This window comes from Ehrlichia chaffeensis str. Arkansas, from assembly GCF_000013145.1.
In the GTDB taxonomy this organism is placed as follows: Bacteria; Pseudomonadota; Alphaproteobacteria; order Rickettsiales; family Anaplasmataceae; genus Ehrlichia; species Ehrlichia chaffeensis.
The window spans coordinates 591,345-612,483 of record NC_007799.1; the positions used below are offsets into that span (position 1 = coordinate 591,345).

Consider the following 21,139-nt stretch of genomic DNA (forward strand, 5'->3'; position numbering starts at 1 on the left):
TTTGTATAGTATACAGGAAATCTAATACAGCAAATACTAAAAAAGCTAATTTAGATATAAAAGATATAATAGAAAAGCGGTTAGCAAGATATTCAGTAATAACTCAAGTTATATTATTATTTTTTTTTTAAGCACATATAATAACTAATACTAAATCGCACTAAAAATAGCTACTAAATATTAGAAATTAAAATGTACTTACCAAAATAATTTATTCTTCTGTACAAAAATAATAACAAGTACTATTGCACGACATACTACACAATTAATAAATAATTGAATAACATCAGACAAAATAAACAGGAATTCTTGAATTATTGATATCCATACTGAACATATATCACAACAACTATTACAAAAAAGATTATATGCTTTATGTTAATTAGAACTATCAAAGTTTTTCTCAAAATAAGTTTTTGCAAAATATTACTATCCGTTTATATTAAGGCACTGTTTTTTATTATTATACATTCTTTTTTAATGGATAAAATTTGTAGCAAATTGTCAATCCAATAGAGTCAAAAAGTTTATTCTTAATAGAACATTCATTTTTGATAAATTCTTGCTATAGATGTATACTAGAATTTATTACTAGAAAAAAGGATTTTATTCAGATAAAAAAGGTAGAAAATTAATCATCTATATGGTTAAGCATAACGTTTTAGCAATCTTGATTAATCCTAGACGAAGCTGATTATAACTCTTAAAACCAGGAAGATCACATTTTAGTAAATAGTGTCAGTTTACATTGCAATTTATCATGTCTTAAAGATGTATGATGGATTATTAATATTACCTCAGTACTGTATGAATTTCATATATAAATTATTAAAATTATTTGATAACTTCTTGATTATCCATATATTTTCTTAAAATATGCGGTATTGTTATAGAACCATCTCTATTTTGGTAGTTTTCTAAAATTGCAATAATAGTTCTTCCTATTGCTAAAGCAGAACCGTTTAATGTATGTACAAATTTACTTACTTTAACATTATTAATTATAGTAGTATATTTAGTATTCATTCTACGTGCTTGAAAAGCTTTACAATTTGAACAACTAGAAATTTCTCTGTATTGATTCTGACTTGGTATCCATACTTCAATATCGTATGTTATACTTGCTGAAAAACCCATATCTCCAGTACACAACATCATTACTCTATATGGTAATTCTAATCTCTTGAGAATTTCTTCAGCAATTTGTGTCATTCTTTCTAATTCTGGTGCTGATTGTTCTTCAGTTACAATGCTAACTAATTCTACTTTATTAAATTGATGTTGTCTCATCATGCCTCTTGTATCTCTACCAGCACTTCCTGCTTCTGATCTAAAACATGGAGAACAAGCAGTAAATCTTAGAGGTAAATCACATCCATTAATATTCATATTTGATACCAAATTGGTAAGTGCTACTTCACTTGTTGGTATAAGTCTAAAATTTTCTGTTGTTTTAAAGGAATCATCTGCAAATTTTGGTAATTGTCCTACTCCATACATAGCAGATTCATGAACTAATATTGGATGAGATATTTCTGAATAACCAAATTCTTTAGTATGAATATCTAGCATAAAATTAGATAAAGCACGATCTAATTGTGCAAGCTGATTTTTGAGTATTACAAATCTTGATCCAGAAAGTTTTGCGGCTTGTTTGAAATCCATTAAATTTAGATTTTCCCCTAATTCATAATGAGTCTTTATTGGAAAATCAAAGCTTGTTTTATTCCCATGTCTTCTCAATTCAACATTACTGTTTTCGTCTTTCCCAATAGGTACTCTTTCATCTGGTATATTCGGTAACATATTGAGAAGATTAACTAATTGAGAATCTTCTTTTATCATATTGTTAATATCGTTTATTTTACTTGTTACATTTTTTGATAATTCTATTTGTATGTTGCACTGAAGATTATTTTTTTTTAACTTTTCAATCTCTTGAGTGATTTGATTACGTTCTTTCTGTAAAGAGTATAGTTGTGTTAATAAATGTCTTTTCTTAACATCTAATTCTATAATTTTTTTTGCAACTTTTTCAGAATTTCGTACTTGCATTGCATTATCAAATAATTCTGGATTCTGTTTTATAAAATCTATATCGTGCATAAAATTCAATTATTTATATAATATTGTATCTTATCTTATACGTGGTTATGTTAAAAAAAAACAAAAAATCTTAAGTATATGTTCCGTTTATATTAAGACACTGTTTTTTATTGTTATACATTCTTTTTTTGAAGGACAAGATTTGTGGCAAATTGTCATCTCCAGTAGAGTCAGAAAGTTTATTCTCAATAGCATCATTTAATAAATCCACAATTTCAAATGGACCATATTTCCAGTCACATGCTAACTTCATGGCTTTATCAATGGCTGATATCGAAGATAATTCAGGAATTAAAGATGAAATATAGATTAAAGTATTAGACCATACATACCACATGAATTGCCCATATTTATCGTGAATATCAAATAGATCTTGAATGTTTTTAAAGTCATGATTAATAATGTATGCTTTTCTATATAGTCCAGTATGTAAATCTATAACCTGATTACTATTGCCACCATATAACTCATAAAAACGGTAAAATCCACCAATTTTGCTTGTAGAGCCAGTGTATCCATCGGAAATCATTTGTAGTACTACTCTAGGTATGGCGTTATATAATTTATGTAAGTGATCATTACTGGGTAAACTGTTTATTAAATGTTTTACTGTAAGTATGAAATTGTCTAGACCTATTTCATCTAGTAAATTGAATGCCCCATTAGGTATTCCCATGTATTTATTCGTTATAATAGAATCTGCATCTTCTATATTAATATTGAATGTATAAGTTCCTATTAGCAAAATCATGGACCAGAATGATAGTATTCTATCCAATATAAGCCCTGAAATGTTACTGCATGTAATTACATTAGAGAAACTATTGCTTAATATTTCAATGCCTTTATTTTCTAAACTATTATAGTAAGCACATTCTATTAATTTGACTGTATTAGCATAATAAAAGAAGGATACTATTAGGAAATGACAAAATGTGTTGTGCGGTATTTTGCTAACAACATCTAAAAAAAAATTTGAAGTAGCCGATATGATAACATTATTGCTCACATGGGGTAATATTTTGTTGTATGTGTTATATATTAGATTATAATCTTCTCCTGATTTTTCAGAGGTAATATTAATAATCCATTCTACATCTTTAAGACATGATAAATTGCCATTTAAACTGACACTATTTACTAAAACATGATCTTCCTGGTTTTGAAAGTTATAATCAGCTTCGTCTAGGATTATCAAAATTACTGAAATGTTATGCTTAACCATGTAGCTGATGAGACTACTACTATTGATTTTTTGGAAACCTACAACTGCTACCTTTTTCATCTGAACAAAACCCTTTCTTTTTAGTAATAAATTCTAGTAAACACCTATAGCAAGAATTTATCAAAATATTTAGTAAAGTAAAGATATATACTAATTAAGCACCAAACTCATCTTCTATTTTTTTCACAATATCTTCTGGAGGATTTTCTCCCCAACCGGAATATAATATTTGCCCATATAAAGCCACATCTATGGAGCCTGACCTACTTTTAGCAAGAAACATCTCTCTTTTGGGTTTATCTACCAATACATAATGCCAAGCAGCTCTTCCATTATCTTTTCCACGTACGAGAAATAGGCAATCTAGTCTACTCTTCTTAGTAGATTCTGCAAAGTTTTTGTTGTTTAATTTGCTTTTTCTTAACAAGTTTTTTGAATCGGAAAAAGGCACTTCTTTTTCAGGCTTATCTTGTAATATACTAGAGAATTTTGCTGATTTATTAGGCAAAGCATTAGGATTTTTATACTTTTCACTAAAACTTGCAGCATTACCTTTTCTATTAGCAGCAAACTGCTTAGTAAATTTTGAATCTTTATTTGTTTCATCACCCATCTACTTACACCTACCTTGATAAAATCATGTATTGTAAAATAACCAGTTTATAATACTATATGATATATTTTATACATACAATATAAGTTAACTTAATTATGCATAATTAACATGAATAATATATTAATCATTACTGGACCTACAGCATCAGGAAAGTCTAAGATATCTATGAAAATAGCGCAAGATAATAATGGAATTATTGTGAATTGTGATTCAAAGCAAATATATCGAGAAATCCCTATAATTACAGATCAACCGAATTTGAATGATACTTCTGTAGAACACAAATTATATGGATATGTATCAGTAACACAACAATATTCTGTAGGATTATGGATAGAAGATTTAAAGGATGAAATATCATCCATTATACAACAAAAAAAGTTTCCAGTTATAACTGGAGGTAGTGGAATGTATATCAATAGTCTAATATATGGCTTATCGCAAATTCCTAAGATAGAAGATAGTGTAAGGAATGAAACAAGAAGGCTATTTAAAACTCTAGGGAAAAAAGAGTTTTATGCATTATTAATAGATAAAGATCCTATAGCAAAATGTTTACATAAAAACAATTCACATCAATTATTAAGAGCATATGAAGTCATAGAACAAACAGGAATTTCCATATTTGTATGGAAGGAAAATGCACCTCGTGAACCTATATTTAAGAATTTTAAGCTTTGTATTCTTATGCCACCACGAAGCGAAATATATAAAAAAATAAACGAACGTTTTATTAATATGATCAATACATCTGTAATAGAAGAAATAGAAAATTTGCTTTCACTGAATATACCTGCACATTTTCCTGCAATGAAAGCACACGGTGTGCCAGAAATAATTCAATATTTACAAAATAAAATCAGTATTGATCAAGCAATAGAAATAGCTCAAAAAAATACTAGGAATTATGCTAAACGTCAATATACATGGTTTAAGCATCAATTCCGAAATGCATTATTCTATGAATCTCAGGATCAGTTGTTAGAATCTATAAAAAACAGTTATGTATATTATAACTGAATTCAAAACTGTTCGAATTAAAACACCTTAATCCAATAATAATGTCATTTCTTGTCTTGCTCTATTTTTTTGTAGCCTTTACAATCTACATTTAGATTTTTTATATTTGTAGTAAGGTGGTAAAGATACTTTTCACACTAGGAAAATGTTGAAATTCAACGAGATTGGGGAAGAACGATATTAGAACAAATATTAGAATTCTGGTTTAGGGAAAATCAAGATTATGTCTTGCATGGCACCAGTATCGCTTTACAAGATAGTAATGAAGGTAATAAACAACAACCAGATGCTAATTACTAATTTACCACAGAAAACAAACACTTAATTATTGAAAAGTAGGCTAGATTGCCCATTTTTCTCGTACGTGGAAAAGATAATGGAAGATCTGCTTGGTGGGGCATTATGTATTAATAGATAAACTCAAAAGAGAGATGTTTCTTGCTAAAAGTAGATCAGGATTCATAGATGTGGCTTGATATGGGCAAATATTATATTTCGGTTGGGAAGAAAAACCCTCCAGAAGATATTGTAAAAAATAGAATTTGAAAATATCTTTAATTCACTATGAAAAATATTTTGCAACAAAATCATAGGAATCAAAAATGCCCTTCTCAAACAATTTATAATCTATAAGGGTACATGTTAATGTACTATCAAATAAAAATACCAAAATATAGAAAAATTAAAAATATCAGATTTTATATTAATGTTTATTTCTATAGAAGGTGCATATTCCCTTGCAATGTAAGAAGATATTATGCATATATAGTGATGCATTGGATAAAAAAATTTATTATAAGTGTATTGTCTTTTCTACTTAATTAGTATTGTTAAGTTAAATGTTTATTTTTCAGGTTGTTATAGTTAGTATTGTTACTGCTTAATAGTATTTAATTTTTAAAAAATTGTTAATTAGTAAAATTCGATTTTTTTTTTATTACTGTACAGATTTATGTAATTCACCTTCCAATTGATCAAGTTATATGTATTGATTTTTAGAAATATATGTTTTTAAATAACCAACAATTTCATATAGTTTCTTTATTGATCATGTCATTACTCTTCTCATATTTAATGATAGATTAATTGCATTAGGATATTAATCTAACTTTTTGTTTTTGTATATTTTAGTAATTTTTCACTGACATTATAATTAAAAATATAAAGGAATTAAAAAGATATCTTATTTAACTTTTAGTCAACGGTTTAAATTTAGTGAATATCACGTTGAAAAGTAAATACTTATTACTAATATTAAAAATGATGTAATAAAAGTGTGTATCATGAAAGTACACCTATTCATAATCATCAGAATGAGATGGGTTATTTTGATTTTTATATAATAAAAACTATTTCCATTTGACTATAGGAGGCATGGACATCATGATTGCATCAGAGTTACCATTTGTCAGTAAACCAAATCTTGTACCTCTATCGTAAATTAAATTAAATTCTACATATCTTCCACGCTTAACTAACTGATACTCGCGCTCTTCTGCAGTCCATGGTGTATGTAGATTTCTCTTTACGATAATTGGGTAGATATCTAATAAAAACTTACCTACTGCCTGAGTATATTGAAAGTCAGCTTCCCAATTTCCTGAATTTATATTATCATAAAATATACCACCTATACCACGTGGCTCCTTCCTATGATGTAAAAAGAAATACTCATCGCATTGTTGCTTAAACTTCTGATAATAGCTCTTATCGTACTGGTCACACATTTCACGTAGATTACTATGGAAAAGTTCTTGGTCTTTTTTGTTTTCATATGTAGGAGTCAAATCTATACCACCTCCAAACCAATTTTTATCTGATATACAAATAAATCTAGTATTCATATGTACAGCTGGTACAAATGGAGAGCACATATGCGCAACAACAGAAATTCCGCTTGCCCAAAATTTTTTGTCTTTTCCTATAAAAGTATTAGATAACTCAGAAGGATTTACAGCATGAGATAATTCATGATTTTGTTCCATATCTCCATATACTTCTGAAACATTTATTCCGGCTTTTTCAAAAACCTTACCATATATCACTATAGAATGCCCTCCTCCACCTCCAGGTCTTTCCCAATGCTTATGATCTACTTGTGGTATAAAAGATGAAAACTGTTTCTCTATTGATATAAACTCAGATAAGAGCTGATTTTGTAATGTCTTAAACCAGTCAACTGCTCTTTTTTGTTTTGCTTTCATAAACTTAAAAAAAACACTAAATTGTGATACAGTAAAAGTATACTCTTATAAAAAAGAAAATATTAAAAAAACTAATAAGATATTATTCAACATAAATATAAGTAATTTATAATTCTGTAAAGAATTATTTATGGAATGCAATATTATGATTAATAACCACCTTAGTGTTAAAATTTTATTATAAAATTGATAATTATAGTAAAGTTATATAAAAATCTTCCTGTAATATAAATACTTAACTGCAAAATGTAGAAAAACTTGTACTCTAACTTTTGCTGTACACTTAAATAAGATATATTTTGGTGATACTAGGAAAAGACAAAAAATTTTGGGCAAGCGGAATTTCTATTGTTGCGCATATGTGCTCTCCATTTGTACCAGCTGTACATATGAATACTAGATTTATTTGTATATCAGATAAAAATTGGTTTGGAAGTGGTATAGAATGAACATATATTGAAAAACACCTTTTAATATGTTATTTTATATAAATCAATCGTGTTTTTTTCTGTTAGAAACTTAGTTTTGCTCCTATCAATCCAATATAGCCAGATTTATTAGTATCAGTTCTGTCAACATCGAAAAATACAATATCAGCATAAAGAATCATATTATTACGTAATATCTTCTCTATACCTAATGCACATGCTGATAATGCATGTTTTGCATAATTTTCAGGAGAAGTCTTAAGGTTTACCTTTTTACCTCCATAGAAGTAACTGAGGCCAACATTAAACAAATCATTTTCAATCTTTAAACCTAAATCATAAAATTCACTATCAATTATTTTATAATGATTAGATTGTACAGAAATTTCCTTTTTACCAGAATTACCAAGATTACCATACGATCCTATAAAAGTAATATTATTATATTTTAGTGAAAAACCAGCATTATAAGATAGTAAATTATTATATTGAACCTGTTGCTGCTGATTACTAGCAGGTAACAGATCATTTACAGCATGTTCAACAACTCCTGATATAGAATAACCAATACCAGATGATAACTGATTTTGATATTTGACTCCTACACTAACAATATTTTTATACACATGGGATTTGATATTGTTTGCAATATCCTGAATCTTATCTTTTGGAATATAGCTTAACCCAAGCTTTATTCCCTTAATTTGTGGAGAATAATAACTAACTACTGGAATAGCAGATCCGTGATAAGCAATATATAGACCTGGTGTGAATAAAACAGTATCTTCTTTATTGTGTCCATAGGAAAAATTAGAATTGTCAGTTCTTAGATTAACATATTGTAACCAACTTCCAGTAACACCACCTGAAGCTACTGATATATCTGAAGATGAAAGTTTCATTTTTTGTGAAACAGGACTTGTCAATCCTACTTGTAAACTTCCGATATTAGAAGATTTAATAAAGACATATGCTTCTTTTGTATTACTATTTATATCTAATATAGAATCTTTTGCATTACCTGAGCTGTCTATACTATTACTCATTAGGTTTGTGCTTAATTTTAGAAAAGGCCCAACAGAAAAGTAATCATTAATGTGATATGAATACTCTAAAGTGGAAGTTGCATTAAAGGACAACCTTGAAAAGTCATTGCTATTAAAACCGTATTGTAGATTTAACTTACCACTTAACGCAAAGTCATTAGCCGTAGCTTGATTTATAAATAACATTAAGGAAAATATAGCAGATATATATAATAGTTTTCTACACACCAAATCTACCTCACATGACAGATATTAATTAAGATATTGAGGTAAAATAACATTAGTTATTAAAATAATCAAGATTTTTCATAATAAAAAATTATTCTTACTTTAATATATAATATATTATATTATTTTTTATAGATATTGTACTTAGTAACAGCATAGCACAGTGAGTAAGTAAATAAACAAAATAGAAAAATATTTAAAACTTTACAATTATAATTTTTGATAGATTATATATCTGTATTTAATACCATAGTACCAGTTCCATGTATGGTAAACAATTCTAACAACAATACGTGTGGTATTCTACCGTCTATTATGTGAGCTGATCCATAACCTTCTTTTACTACTTTAATGCAAGTTTGTAACTTAGGAATCATACCTGCATTTGCTATACCTTGTTCTATTAGACTTTCTGCATTACTTACTGATATTTCAGATAACAAGTTACCATTAACATCAGTAACTCCAGGTACGTTCGTTAAAATAATCAATTTTGCAGCAGCAAGGGCATTTGCTAATGCACCAGCTACTAAATCTGCATTTACGTTATAAGTAAGATCATTTTCACCACTACATACAGGAGCTATTACTGGAATAAAATCAGATTCTTCCATAAAAAATAATAAGTCTGTATTCACCTCATGAGGTTCTCCAACAAAACCCATGTCTAGTATTTTTTCAACATTATTTGACTGATTTTCCTTATAAGTATAACAAACTTTTTTTGCTTCTATTAAATTAGCATCTTTACCACATAATCCAATAGCATTACCTCCAGCTTTGTTTATTAGTTGTGTAATATCTTTATTGACTAATCCACATAATACCATTTCTACGATTTCCAAAGTTTCAGCATCAGTAACTCTTAATCCATTAACAAATGTACTTTTCTTATTTATCTTCTCTAGAAATTCGTTGATTTTGCTGCCGCCACCGTGCACAACTATTGGATTAATACCTAATTGTTTTAACAATACAATATCGTGAGCAAAATTTTCTGCTAATTTTCTATCCTTCATAGCAGCACCACCATATTTAATGATAAATGTCTCACCAGAAAACTGCTGTATATACGGTAAGGATTCTGATAAAACTCTTGCTGCGTTAAACCAATCAGCATTTCCACCAAATTGCTCAATGTTTGATACAACATCTTCTTTATTATTATTTTTTAATACATTGTGCAATTTCATAAATCAACTCCTCTATTCCTTGTTTACATTGACTACTAGTACTGATGATTGGATACATAATAAAATCCAAATTAAGATTTTTAATATAATTTACGTTAACATCAAGCATTTCTTTTTTTATTTTATCAATTTTTGTTAATACTAATTGGTAATGTATTTGGTGTAACTCAAGCCAATTGATAAAATCTAAGTCTATTTCCTTAAATCCAACTTTAGCATCTATAAGTAATATAACTTTTAATAGGTTTCTACTATTTAGTAGATAATATTCCATAAGACATAAATAATTATTGATAGTAGTTTTATCTGCTTTAGAATATCCGTAACCTGGCAAATCTACTAATACCATAAAATCTTTGTTAATAAGATAAAAATTAATTTGTTTTGTACATCCTGGTTTAGAAGATGTTTTAGCATTTTTTTTATTATTTGTTATTGCATTAATTAGACTAGATTTGCCTACATTTGATCTACCAGCAATTGCAATTTCTGGTATAGAAAAATCTGGTAAAGACTTTATGTGAGTAGCTCCTATCATAAATTCACACTTTGACATTATAGTTTTTAGCTTCATGCAGTTAAATGCTTAATTATAAAAATATTAAAATATATAAAAAACTATGCTTCAATACTATCACATATAAAAATTTAAAGAAAAAAATTTTGCAATTAATATTACAAATGATATTATCTAGCAAAAAGTAGATAAAGATTATTAATTGAGTGGTGACAAAGCTATGAGCTTTGATAATAGTTTAGAAGAGTTGTCTCAAAAATTCTACAAACTAAAAAGTATGTTAGAAGATCCAAGTCAATTGAGTGTGGATTCCTTTGTTGCTGCTTCAAAAGAATATTCAGAATTATTGCCTGTGATATCAGTGATAGACCAATATAATATCTTACAAAAAGATATAGCAGGCTTAGAAGAACTGATAAATAATCCAGAAACTGATCATGAATTAAAAAGTCTAGCTAAAGAAGAATTCTATGAACGGCAAAAACAATTACCTAAAGTTAAGCATAAATTAAAATTATCCTTACTTCCCAAGGATAAAGATGATGCACGTAATGCTATTTTAGAAATTAGAGCAGGTACAGGTGGAGAAGAAGCTGCATTATTTGTGACTGATTTATATAGAATGTATACAAAATATGCTGAACAAAAGAATTGGAAATTTGAACAGATTAACTCATCTTCAACCGGTATAGGCGGACATAAGGAAATATCATTATGTATAAGCGGATCTAATGTATTTGCAAGGTTAAAATTTGAATCTGGAGTGCATAGAGTACAAAGGGTACCGGAAACTGAAGCTTCTGGAAGACTTCATACTTCAGCTGCTACAGTAGCAGTTTTACCAGAAATTGAAGAAGTAGATTTAAAGATAGATGAAAAAGATTTAAGAATAGATGTATATCGTTCAAGCGGTCCAGGAGGACAATCTGTGAATACTACTGATAGTGCTGTACGTATTACGCATATACCAAGCGGAATTGTCGTTATACAGCAAGATGAGAAATCTCAACATAAAAATAAAAGTAAAGCTCTTAAGGTATTAAGAGCAAGGCTTTATAACCTAGAAAAACAAAAAAGAGATGCAGAAATTTCACAAATGAGAAAAAGTCAGATAGGATCAGGAGACCGTTCTGAGCGTATAAGAACTTACAATTTTCCTCAATCTAGAATTACAGATCATAGGATAAATCTTACATTATATAGATTAGATGATATTATGAAAGAAGGAAATTTGGATGAGTTTATTGAAGCATTAATAGCCGAAGATGAAGCAAATAAATTAAAGAACCTGCATATTTGATCAAAAAAACTTTTACAAACCAGATTAGATTACTTTTTAAAGAATTACTGTAGGGTTCATCAATGGCTTAATATTAGCAATTGTGTCTTTTGTAGCACTTATGTTAAGGAAAACACATTGATATTCATTTATATATCATTATAATATAAGATTTATCCTATGATCTGTAATTCTAGATTGAGGGTTGTAAGTTGATGATTCCTTTAGTATATGTAATAAAAAACAGTTATTATGTAAGTTATTAACTACTATTAAAATATATGCTTAAAACTTGCCATATATTAATGTTTGTTGTGTTTACAGGACAATATATCTCAAATTTGTACTGCTGTTCTTTGATATTACATTAAGTTCACTTTACTCTTGCCTTTTCTCATAAAAAATAAAACTTTTTCTCAAAATAAGTTTTTGCAAAATATTATTATCCGTTTATATTAAGACACTGTTTTTATTATTATACATTCTTTATTTTGACGGATAAGATTTGTGGCAAATTGTCATATCCAATAGAGTCAAAAAGTTTATTCTTAATAGAATCATTTTTGATAAATTCTTGTTATAGATGTGTACTAGAATTTATTACTAAAAAAAGGATTTTATTCAGATGAAAAAGGTAGCAGTTGTCAGATTTCCAGAAAATCAATAGTAATAGTCTAATCATCTATATGGTTAAGCATAACATTTTAGTAATATTGATTAATCCTAGACGAAGCCGAGTATAACTCTTAAAAACCAGGAAGATCATATTTTAGTAAATAGTGTCAGTTAAAATGGCAATTTGTCATGTCTTAAAGATGTAGAATGGATCATTATATTAACTTCTAATAATTTTACATATTTTTTGCTAGATAATATTATTAGTATTATATGAATTTCATATCTAAAAATTATTTGATAACTTGCAAAGCTTGTTTGAAAATTTAGAGTTTCGTATAGCAAATACATGGATATTGTAGGAATGTGAATTTTTAGAAGTATAGTATATGGTATTAAAGCATGAATATTAATACATAATCACAGAAAAATTCAGAATTATAGAGATTGTCAAAATATAAAATAAATATTGAATATATTACATGCATAATAACATGAGAATGTTATTTTACCTCAATATCTTAATTAATATATGTCATGAACTATACTATGTAATATTTAAATATTTCTTTTTTGGATTTTATATACTACAAAATGTACTTTTGATAAATAAAAATTCACTAATAATGCTTAAGTAAATAGCACTATAAATATAAATGATTAAACAGAATATCTAATAATAATACCAAAAATATTTTATGAAAAGATAAGGATGGATAATCACATATAAAGAATAATCTAGTGTAAAAACACATTAAATAAATAACTTACGAATCTGTAAAACATTGATAAAAAGTTTATTAAATGCAAGTTTACTCTATAAAGGTAAATTATCATGTTTACGCATAATCTTATGTACTTTCTTTTTCTCTAAAAATTGTAAAGATTTAAATAGATGTTCTCTTGTACGTGACGGTACTATAATATCATCAATATACCCTCTAGAAGCTGCTACATAAGGGTTTACTATTGTAGTACGGTATTCATCAATAATGTGTTGTATTTTATCTTTATCTTTTTCATTTCTAAAGATTATTTCAACTGCTCCCTCAGCACCCATAACTGCAATTTCAGCATCTTGCCAGGCATAATTAACATCACCACACAGGTGTTTAGAATTCATTACGATATATGCTCCTCCATAAGCTTTACGTACTATTACACTAATTTTTGGGACAGTAGCTTCTGCATATGCATACAGTAATTTTGCACCATGTGCTATGATACCAGAATGTTCTTGGTTGACCCCTGGCATAAATCCTGGAACATCAATAAAAGTAATAACAGGTATATTAAAAGCATCACAAAAGCGTATAAATCTTGCTCCCTTTCTTGAAGCATCAATATCTAAACATCCAGCCAAATGTAAAGGCTGATTTGCTACTAACCCTACATTATAACCCCCTATTTTGCCAAATCCTATAATAATATTACGTGCGAAATCTGGTTTTATTTCATAAAATAGCCTTTCATCACATACTTTTTCCAATAACTCATACATATTATATGGAGTAGTACTATTTTTAGGTACTAATGTATTTAAAGATAAATCTTCCATATTTATAAAATTTGAAGCTGACTGAGATCCTATTGATTCCATATTATTAGATGGAATAAAATTCATGAATCTACGCACTTGCAATAATGCTTCAATTTCATTATGAAATACTAAGTCTGCAATACCAGTTTTACTAGCATGTACTTTTGCTCCACCAAGATCTTCCTGAGTAACTTCTTCATATGTAACTTTTTTTATTACATCTGGTCCTGTTACAAACATATAAGAAGTATTACGTACCATAAAAATAAAATCAGTTAATGCAGGAGAATAAACTGCTCCACCTGCACAAGGTCCCATAATTAAAGATATTTGTGGGACTACTCCAGACAAGTTAACATTACGTTGAAAAATTTCTCCATAACCGGATAATGAATCCACACCTTCTTGTATTCTTGCTCCTCCTGAATCATTAATACCAATTATAGGAATTCCTAATGAAGCAGCTTTATCCATAATATTGCAGATTTTTTTAGCATTTGATTCACTGAGAGATCCTCCAAAAACAGTAAAATCTTGAGAATAAATACATACTTTTCTACCATTGATAGTACCATATCCTACAACTACACCATCTCCTGGTATCTTAGACTTATCCATAGAAAAATTTACACATCTATGCTCTACAAATGCTCCATATTCTTCAAAAGAATTATCATCTAGTAAGACAGTTAGTCTTTCTCTTGCTGTTAACTTACCTTTAAGATGCTGCTTTTCTATTCTAGACAATCCACCACCATTATATGATTTTGATTGCCTGTTATTTAAATCCTGTAACCCTGCAAAATTCATAATATCCAAAAAGAAATAGAAGTATTAGAATACTCTTATCACATTTCACAATTTATATCAAACATGTAAACTTTATAATTATTTTTCTTTATTATATAGATGAAATTCTATATACACAATATAACAGAAAGTGATTGATTATAATAATCTGACATTTCCTAATCCTGTAGCACTTACTTCGGTTAATGTACCAGCACAATATATAGCATCAACTATTTTACCATCTTCATCACAGAAATTGAAACGTGAACGGACAGTGCTTGCATTAACTTGAGGTATAAAAGTTGCATTGGTTTTTACGTCACAAAATAATTGTTTAACACTACGGCCATTAGTTGCTCCTCCACCGATATAATTTTCTTTATTGAAAAAAAAACATGGCGTGTGTTCTGTACGCTGCGTAAAAGATTTAAATTCATTTTTACTGACTGATAGAGCTACAAACACTTCTTCATTGTTGTTATTGAGACCAGACAATATAATAATTTCATTAAGACAATTGTTACTTCTGACAACACAATATTTAGTAAACAAAGCTCCATATAAAGTAGGATCATAGTTTGGACTTGCACTTGGATTAGCCGAAGTATCTCCTATTATACTTTTTAAGACTGGGTCGTTAGTAACAAATGTATCATTTTCAGATCTATATGAGTCTGCACTAGATAAAAACATTTGGGAATTTTTATCTAATAAAAGAATTAGTAATTGCATAACCTATAACACTAACATTAACCATTATTCTATAATAATACATAAAAAAAACTAAAGAATTCTATTCTTTTTTTTATAATTTTATAAAATTACTAACTTATTACATTAATTAACTTAAAAACATATCAGTTTTTGATTACATTTTACAGATTTTTATTTATCGAAAGTACATTTTGTACTATATAAAACCTGAAAAAGAAATATTTAAAACTACATAGTATAATTATGCATGTAATATATTCAATTTTTACTGATCACTATTACATGATTGAAATTACAATTTAATGTGTAAATCAACATTATATGATAATAATAAGTAGAACATATTACAGATTACTTTATACTTGTTACATTAATTCATTTAAAAACATATCAGTTTTTGATTATATTTTACAGTTTTACTGCTTACTATTACATGATTGAAACTATAACTTAATGTATAAATCAATATTATATTGTAATAATAAGTAGAACATATTACAGATTACTTTATACTTGTTACATTAATTCATTTAAAAACATATCAGTTTTTGATTATATTTTACAGTTTTACTGCTTACTATTACATGATTGAAACTATAACTTAATGTATAAATCAATATTATATTGTAATAATAAGCAGAACATATTACAGACTACTGAGAATTGAAGACTGAGTAGTTACTGATTCAGAAGTAACACTACTTAGAGATAATGTTGGGATATTTCCATTATTTCTCGGTAAAGTCTCTGCTACTGACTTGCTAGTATGACTTTTTAATACAATACTAGATTCACCATTTCTTTGACGTCGTGATAATACAGAATAATGTTCTTGTACACGAGAATCACCTATCCGCGTTACATAACACTCTCGTTGATGAGAATCATTTATTTTTACATGATACATTGAGTGATCAGACCTGTCTTTTGGTATTACATAATGCTGTATAGATTGTTCAGAAACACTTATTGGCAAAACATAGTACTCACTCTCAACATTATTGATATCTACAACATAGGATGAGTCCACATTATTGTTTCGTACTTTACAATGCATTTGTTGTGTAACATTACTTGTCGATGCAACATTATGTTCTAACTGCATAGAATTATCAGATAACGAATTACCATGCTCTTCACTATGGGTAACAGTATTTTGCCTAGAAGAGATATTTAATGATGATGATAATTGATTATTAAACGTTTTATTTTGTACATAATATAAAGTATTGTGTTTATCAAAAAATTTATAAAAATACATGTCACGGGAGTGATCTTCAGTAGGAATATTTGATACAACACGTTGTATGTAATGATCAGTAAATGTTACAGTAAACGCTTCTGTAAATTTTAAATTAACAAATCTACGATATCCTTGAATATCTCTACGAAATGCATGACCATAATCATATATAACATGTCCAATACAAGATACAGAACTTTTTGAAAATTGAAAACCTTTAAGTATATCATTAAAGCTTAAATTAGGACTAAATGGAATAATTAAAAATGATAATTCATTTCTATGCATACCATAGAAAAAAACATAGTTATATACACCTAATGGATTTTCAACAAGATGAAAATCATCAAATTTAACACCAATTAACTCATCTAATCCATCACCACTATTTGTAGAATTATGTTCTAAAACACGATTCAAATCATCATTACATGTATAGTAAGTATTAAGTGATTTATTAAATTTACAATGGTCACTGACACATAAACAGTATTCTCCTGTTTTTAACTTTAGTAACGTGAGACTCATAATATTTTTTTTATTTATTAATAGATATTAATAATATTATATAATTACTAAATAATATCAATAATTATTAATTGTTTATTAATAAAAGTAGAATAACTAATATTTATTTTAATAATTTTTAGCATTAGTAAAAATAATAGATATTAAAATATTGTTTTATCCTAAATTGAACTTAGCATACATTGATCTATCTTATAACTGACAGTATGGACAAAAAAAAGTGCTTCTACCATTTTGCTTTATTACCAAAATAGAACTATTACACTTATAACATTGTTGTCTTGTCCTGTTATATACCAAAAAATGATTTTGAAATGTTCCTCTTATTCCAAATGGTGATGTGTAATCTTTTATACTTGATCCACCATTTTCTATTGAATACAACAATATATTTTTAACTCCATCAATAATATTATTGCACTCTATTATTGATAAATCTTTTACAAACCTATTAGGTGCTATTCCTGCTAAGAAAAGACTTTCTGTAGAATATATATTACCTATACCAGTAACAAACTTATTATTCATTAGCAAGGATTTTATAGTACACCTTTTGTTAGAAGTGTTATATAAATAATTAGTATTGAATTCATCAGATAGTGCATCAACACCAAAATTCTTAAAAAATTCTATATATTGACTATAAGTTAATAATATCACTATTCCAAATCTTCTTGGATCATTAAAAATAAGCAAATTGTTATTGCTGAAATGAAAAATTACATGATTATGCTTTTTTTGTTTTATGTAGCTTTCACTATAAATCAAATTGCCACTCATACCTAAATGTATAACAAGGTAGTACTGATTACTAAGGACTAAAACAATGTACTTACCTTTTCGAAGTACTTGAAATACAGAACTGTTTACAGCAATATCACATAGGTTTTGCGTGACTGGAACACGTAAGTCATACCTATTAACTTCTATATCTAATATAGTCTTACCTAGAATCTGACTAGATAATGCTCTACAAACTATTTCTACTTCAGGTAGTTCTGGCATTTTTTACTTGACGCTGTTTATTTTTCCTACGTAGTAAATTAGCCTTTAGTGCGTTAGATAATGCTTTATTTTTATCTTCATTTTTAATTTTTTTTGACTTATCCATAATAAAAAAATAAAATAAAACCTAATTAAGCCGTTATAGCTTAGTGGCAAAGCACATCATTGGTAATGATGAGACCTAAGTTCGATTCTTGGTAACGGCACTCACTTATTAGCATATATATTTTTTACAAAATTGCAAACACTATAATATAGAGTGTACTTTCTCCATTTGTATAATCCTACAGTTCTTCAATTATAACAATACTGATAATTAACAAAAAGAACCCAATTATTTTATAAAGTAAATTTTTATCTTTTTATATATTTGTATTATTGCTTCTCTCAGAATCACGATAACAACACTCTTTATCACAAAAATGGTAGATTATTTACTACATAACTACTTAAAAAAATATACATAAAAATCTTATAATAAGTGATTATGGAATAACTATTGAAGAATTAAAAAATATTTTTTATACCATAAAATCTATCAAATCAGAACCTAACAGTAAAAGTTATAAATCCCATTATGATATTGCCTCTTTTAATAACATTTAGTTAATACATAAACCAATAATACTATATCAAAATTTACTTTACTGTTGCTGGTATTATAATTCGATACATCATTATATAATTACTTTACAAAAATGTTGAAATATAAAACAATTCTAGTTTTTATAAGATTTTTTTATGTCACATAATGTAATAACTCGATTTGCCCCTTCACCAACTGGACATTTACATTTAGGAGGAGCAAGAACAGCTCTATTCAACTGGCTATATGCTAAACATAACAATGGAAAATTTTTATTACGCATTGAAGATACTGATAAAAAAAGATCATCTAAAGAACTTATCGACTCTATTATTAATGCAATGTCTTGGTTAAAAATTCCTTATGATGGGGAAATAGTATTACAATCAAAAAATATATCTAGACATATTGAAATTGCAAATCAACTAATATTAAACAATAAAGCATATTACTGTTATTGTTCTGAGGAAGAAATAAATAAAGAAAAAGAAGAATTTAGTAAAAAGGGTTTATATTATAAACACAATTGTATATGGAAAAACAAAAATTTTACAATTGATAATCTTACTAGAGTCATTAGATTAAGAAGCCCTACTGAAGGTGTCACATCATTTGACGATAAAGTATATGGTAATATCACAGTAAGTAATACACAATTAGATGATATGGTTTTATTGCGTTCTGATAACACTCCTACATATCTCCTATCCGTAGTTGTAGATGACCATGACATGAATATTACTCATATTATTAGAGGAACAGACCATTTAACAAATACAGCACGTCAATTATTAATATATAATGCATTAGAATGGAATCCTCCTAAATTTGCTCATATTCCATTGATACATGATGAAGATGGTAATAAATTATCTAAAAGACATCAAGCAATTGGCATACATGAATATAAAAATTTAGGTATATTACCAGAAGCAATATCCAATTACTTGTTAAGAATGGGATGGAGTCATGAAGATGATGAGATTATTAGTATGGATCAAGCAATAAAGTGGTTTTCTATAAAGAATATCGGACAATCTCCGGCAAGATTAGATAATAAAAAACTGGAATTTTTAAACAATCACTATATCAGTCTTACTGAAGATGAAGTGATTCTGAATATGATTATTCCAATTATAGAAAAAAAGATAGGATATATGCTAAATGAAGTAAAAAAAGGATATTTATTAAAAGGATTATATGAACTAAAGAAAAGGACAAAAAATCTAGTAAATTTAGCAAACGAATCTTTGTTTTACGTTGAAGATGTACCAATCTCTATTGATCAAGAAGCTAGTGCTATTATAAAAGATTATAAGCACGTGTTTTCTATATTATATAATAATTTATCAAGAATTTCAGAAAAAGAATGGAATAACAGCATACTAACATCAACAATAAAAAACATTTCACAAAACTTAGATATAAAGATTAGTAACATCTATCATTGTCTGCGTGCATCTATTGTTGGAAGAATGAATGCTCCAAGTATTATTGAAATTATGATTAATCTTCAACAAGAAGAATGTCTAAAACGTATAAAGTATGCACAAAATATAGAATAAGCTTCCTCATTATAATCTTGTACAAAATGCTACTTTAAATTATTGTCTAGAATAACTTATTTATAAAAATAATACATAACTTACATAAAATACAATTTTTGCATAGCACATAAGTATGCTATTAAAAGATTACATGTTGTAAAAAATTAATATAGTATTTTATTAAATCTTCTAATATCGGAAGTTTACAAGTAGGATTGACAAGTCCTGTTTCACAAAAAATGAAACTTTCATCTTCAGATATATCAGTAGCTTCGGTGGTGTTACTGGAAGTTGGTTGTAATATGTTAATCTAAGAACTAACAATTCTAATTTTTCCTATGGACGCAATAAAGAAGATTTCATACCAGGTCTATATATTGCTTATCACGGATCTGCTATTCCAGTAATTAGTTATTATTCTCCACAAATCAAGGAAATAAAGCTTGGATTGAGTTATATTCCAAAGATAAGATTCAGAATATTGCAAATGATATCAAATCCCATATGTATAAAAATATTGTTAGTGTAGGAGTCAAATATCAAAATCAGTTATCATCTGGTATTGATTATTCTATATCAGGAGTTGTTGAACATGCTGTAAATGATCTGTTACCTACCAGTAGTCAGCAGCAACAGGTTCAATATAATAATTGAACTATAAAAAAAGTTCTAATGACGCTAATTACACAAGTTTCAAAAATCTATAA

At 27.5% G+C, this 21,139-nt stretch carries 16 protein-coding genes, 1 tRNA gene and 2 pseudogenes; 7 read left to right on the forward strand and 12 right to left on the reverse strand.

The features are described 5' to 3' along the window. Window positions 1-834: 834 nt before the first annotated feature. The 3 genes from serS to ECH_RS02465 all read right to left on the reverse strand — a co-directional run bounded on the left by serS (window position 835) and on the right by ECH_RS02465 (window position 3,944). A complete protein-coding gene (serS, locus tag ECH_RS02455) occupies window positions 835-2,106 on the reverse strand; it encodes a serine--tRNA ligase (RefSeq protein ID WP_011452695.1) in 1,272 nt (423 codons plus the stop codon). Between the two features lie 70 nt (window positions 2,107-2,176). Then, a complete protein-coding gene (locus ECH_RS02460; RefSeq protein ID WP_006011097.1) occupies window positions 2,177-3,391 on the reverse strand; it encodes a hypothetical protein in 1,215 nt (404 codons plus the stop codon). 94 nt (window positions 3,392-3,485) lie between these two features. Then, a complete protein-coding gene (locus ECH_RS02465) occupies window positions 3,486-3,944 on the reverse strand; it encodes a hypothetical protein (RefSeq protein WP_011452697.1) in 459 nt (152 codons plus the stop codon). A gap of 111 nt (window positions 3,945-4,055) precedes the next feature. Here ECH_RS02465 and miaA point away from each other — a divergent pair, with 111 nt between their 5' ends. Both miaA and ECH_RS05100 read left to right on the forward strand, forming a co-directional pair. After that, window positions 4,056-4,967, forward strand: a complete 912-nt coding sequence (gene miaA / locus ECH_RS02470; RefSeq protein ID WP_006011101.1) for a tRNA (adenosine(37)-N6)-dimethylallyltransferase MiaA — start codon at window positions 4,056-4,058, stop codon at window positions 4,965-4,967. A gap of 331 nt (window positions 4,968-5,298) precedes the next feature. Further along, a pseudogene (locus ECH_RS05100) lies at window positions 5,299-5,513 on the forward strand (hypothetical protein); the annotation flags it as partial. Window positions 5,514-6,316: 803 nt separating this feature from the next. Here the strand turns inward: ECH_RS05100 and hemF are convergent. After that, window positions 6,317-7,171, reverse strand: coding sequence for an oxygen-dependent coproporphyrinogen oxidase (gene hemF / locus ECH_RS02475; RefSeq protein WP_011452700.1), 855 nt, complete (start codon window positions 7,169-7,171; stop codon window positions 6,317-6,319). A 323-nt stretch (window positions 7,172-7,494) separates the two neighbouring features. Here hemF and ECH_RS04755 point away from each other — a divergent pair. After that, window positions 7,495-7,617 (forward strand): annotated as a pseudogene (locus ECH_RS04755) (coproporphyrinogen III oxidase); the annotation flags it as partial. Window positions 7,618-7,682: 65 nt separating this feature from the next. Here the strand turns inward: ECH_RS04755 and ECH_RS02480 are convergent. From ECH_RS02480 to yihA, 3 genes are all read right to left on the reverse strand, one after another. Next, complete coding sequence (locus ECH_RS02480) at window positions 7,683-8,831, reverse strand: porin (protein ID WP_011452702.1); 1,149 nt, start codon at window positions 8,829-8,831, stop codon at window positions 7,683-7,685. 269 nt (window positions 8,832-9,100) lie between these two features. Further along, the gene (argB, locus tag ECH_RS02485; RefSeq protein ID WP_011452703.1) at window positions 9,101-10,066 is read right to left on the reverse strand and encodes an acetylglutamate kinase; all 966 of its coding nucleotides are present in this window, start codon (window positions 10,064-10,066) and stop codon (window positions 9,101-9,103) included. After that, the gene (yihA, locus tag ECH_RS02490; protein WP_011452704.1) at window positions 10,038-10,640 is read right to left on the reverse strand and encodes a ribosome biogenesis GTP-binding protein YihA/YsxC; all 603 of its coding nucleotides are present in this window, start codon (window positions 10,638-10,640) and stop codon (window positions 10,038-10,040) included. Before yihA ends, argB begins: the two co-directional genes overlap by 29 nt. 163 nt (window positions 10,641-10,803) lie before the next feature. On the opposite strand from yihA, the gene prfA reads away from it, so the two are divergent. After that, window positions 10,804-11,883, forward strand: a complete 1,080-nt coding sequence (gene prfA, locus ECH_RS02495) for a peptide chain release factor 1 (RefSeq protein ID WP_011452706.1) — start codon at window positions 10,804-10,806, stop codon at window positions 11,881-11,883. 1,411 nt (window positions 11,884-13,294) lie between these two features. Here the strand turns inward: prfA and ECH_RS02500 are convergent. From ECH_RS02500 to ECH_RS05075, 5 genes are all read right to left on the reverse strand, one after another. After that, a complete protein-coding gene (locus ECH_RS02500; protein ID WP_006011265.1) occupies window positions 13,295-14,827 on the reverse strand; it encodes an acyl-CoA carboxylase subunit beta in 1,533 nt (510 codons plus the stop codon). Window positions 14,828-14,965: 138 nt separating this feature from the next. Beyond that, window positions 14,966-15,541 (reverse strand): hypothetical protein, encoded by a 576-nt coding sequence (locus ECH_RS02505; RefSeq protein ID WP_006011263.1) that lies wholly within the window; start codon window positions 15,539-15,541, stop codon window positions 14,966-14,968. A 628-nt stretch (window positions 15,542-16,169) separates the two neighbouring features. Continuing rightward, the gene (locus tag ECH_RS02510; RefSeq protein WP_011452709.1) at window positions 16,170-17,294 is read right to left on the reverse strand and encodes a hypothetical protein; all 1,125 of its coding nucleotides are present in this window, start codon (window positions 17,292-17,294) and stop codon (window positions 16,170-16,172) included. A 192-nt stretch (window positions 17,295-17,486) separates the two neighbouring features. Continuing rightward, on the reverse strand, window positions 17,487-18,299 hold the full coding sequence (gene mutM, locus ECH_RS02515; RefSeq protein WP_011452710.1) for a bifunctional DNA-formamidopyrimidine glycosylase/DNA-(apurinic or apyrimidinic site) lyase: 813 nt from the start codon (window positions 18,297-18,299) through the stop codon (window positions 17,487-17,489). Next, window positions 18,283-18,405: a hypothetical protein gene (locus tag ECH_RS05075; RefSeq protein ID WP_011452711.1), complete on the reverse strand. Its 123-nt coding sequence runs from the start codon at window positions 18,403-18,405 to the stop codon at window positions 18,283-18,285. Before ECH_RS05075 ends, mutM begins: the two co-directional genes overlap by 17 nt. 29 nt (window positions 18,406-18,434) lie before the next feature. On the opposite strand from ECH_RS05075, the gene ECH_RS02520 reads away from it, so the two are divergent. From ECH_RS02520 to ECH_RS05015, 3 genes are all read left to right on the forward strand, one after another. Further along, window positions 18,435-18,505 (forward strand) — tRNA-Thr (locus ECH_RS02520). 535 nt (window positions 18,506-19,040) lie between these two features. Next, window positions 19,041-20,450, forward strand: a complete 1,410-nt coding sequence (gene gltX / locus ECH_RS02525; protein ID WP_006011666.1) for a glutamate--tRNA ligase — start codon at window positions 19,041-19,043, stop codon at window positions 20,448-20,450. Between the two features lie 486 nt (window positions 20,451-20,936). Then, window positions 20,937-21,086, forward strand: a complete 150-nt coding sequence (locus ECH_RS05015; protein WP_011452712.1) for a hypothetical protein — start codon at window positions 20,937-20,939, stop codon at window positions 21,084-21,086. Window positions 21,087-21,139: the final 53 nt, after the last annotated feature.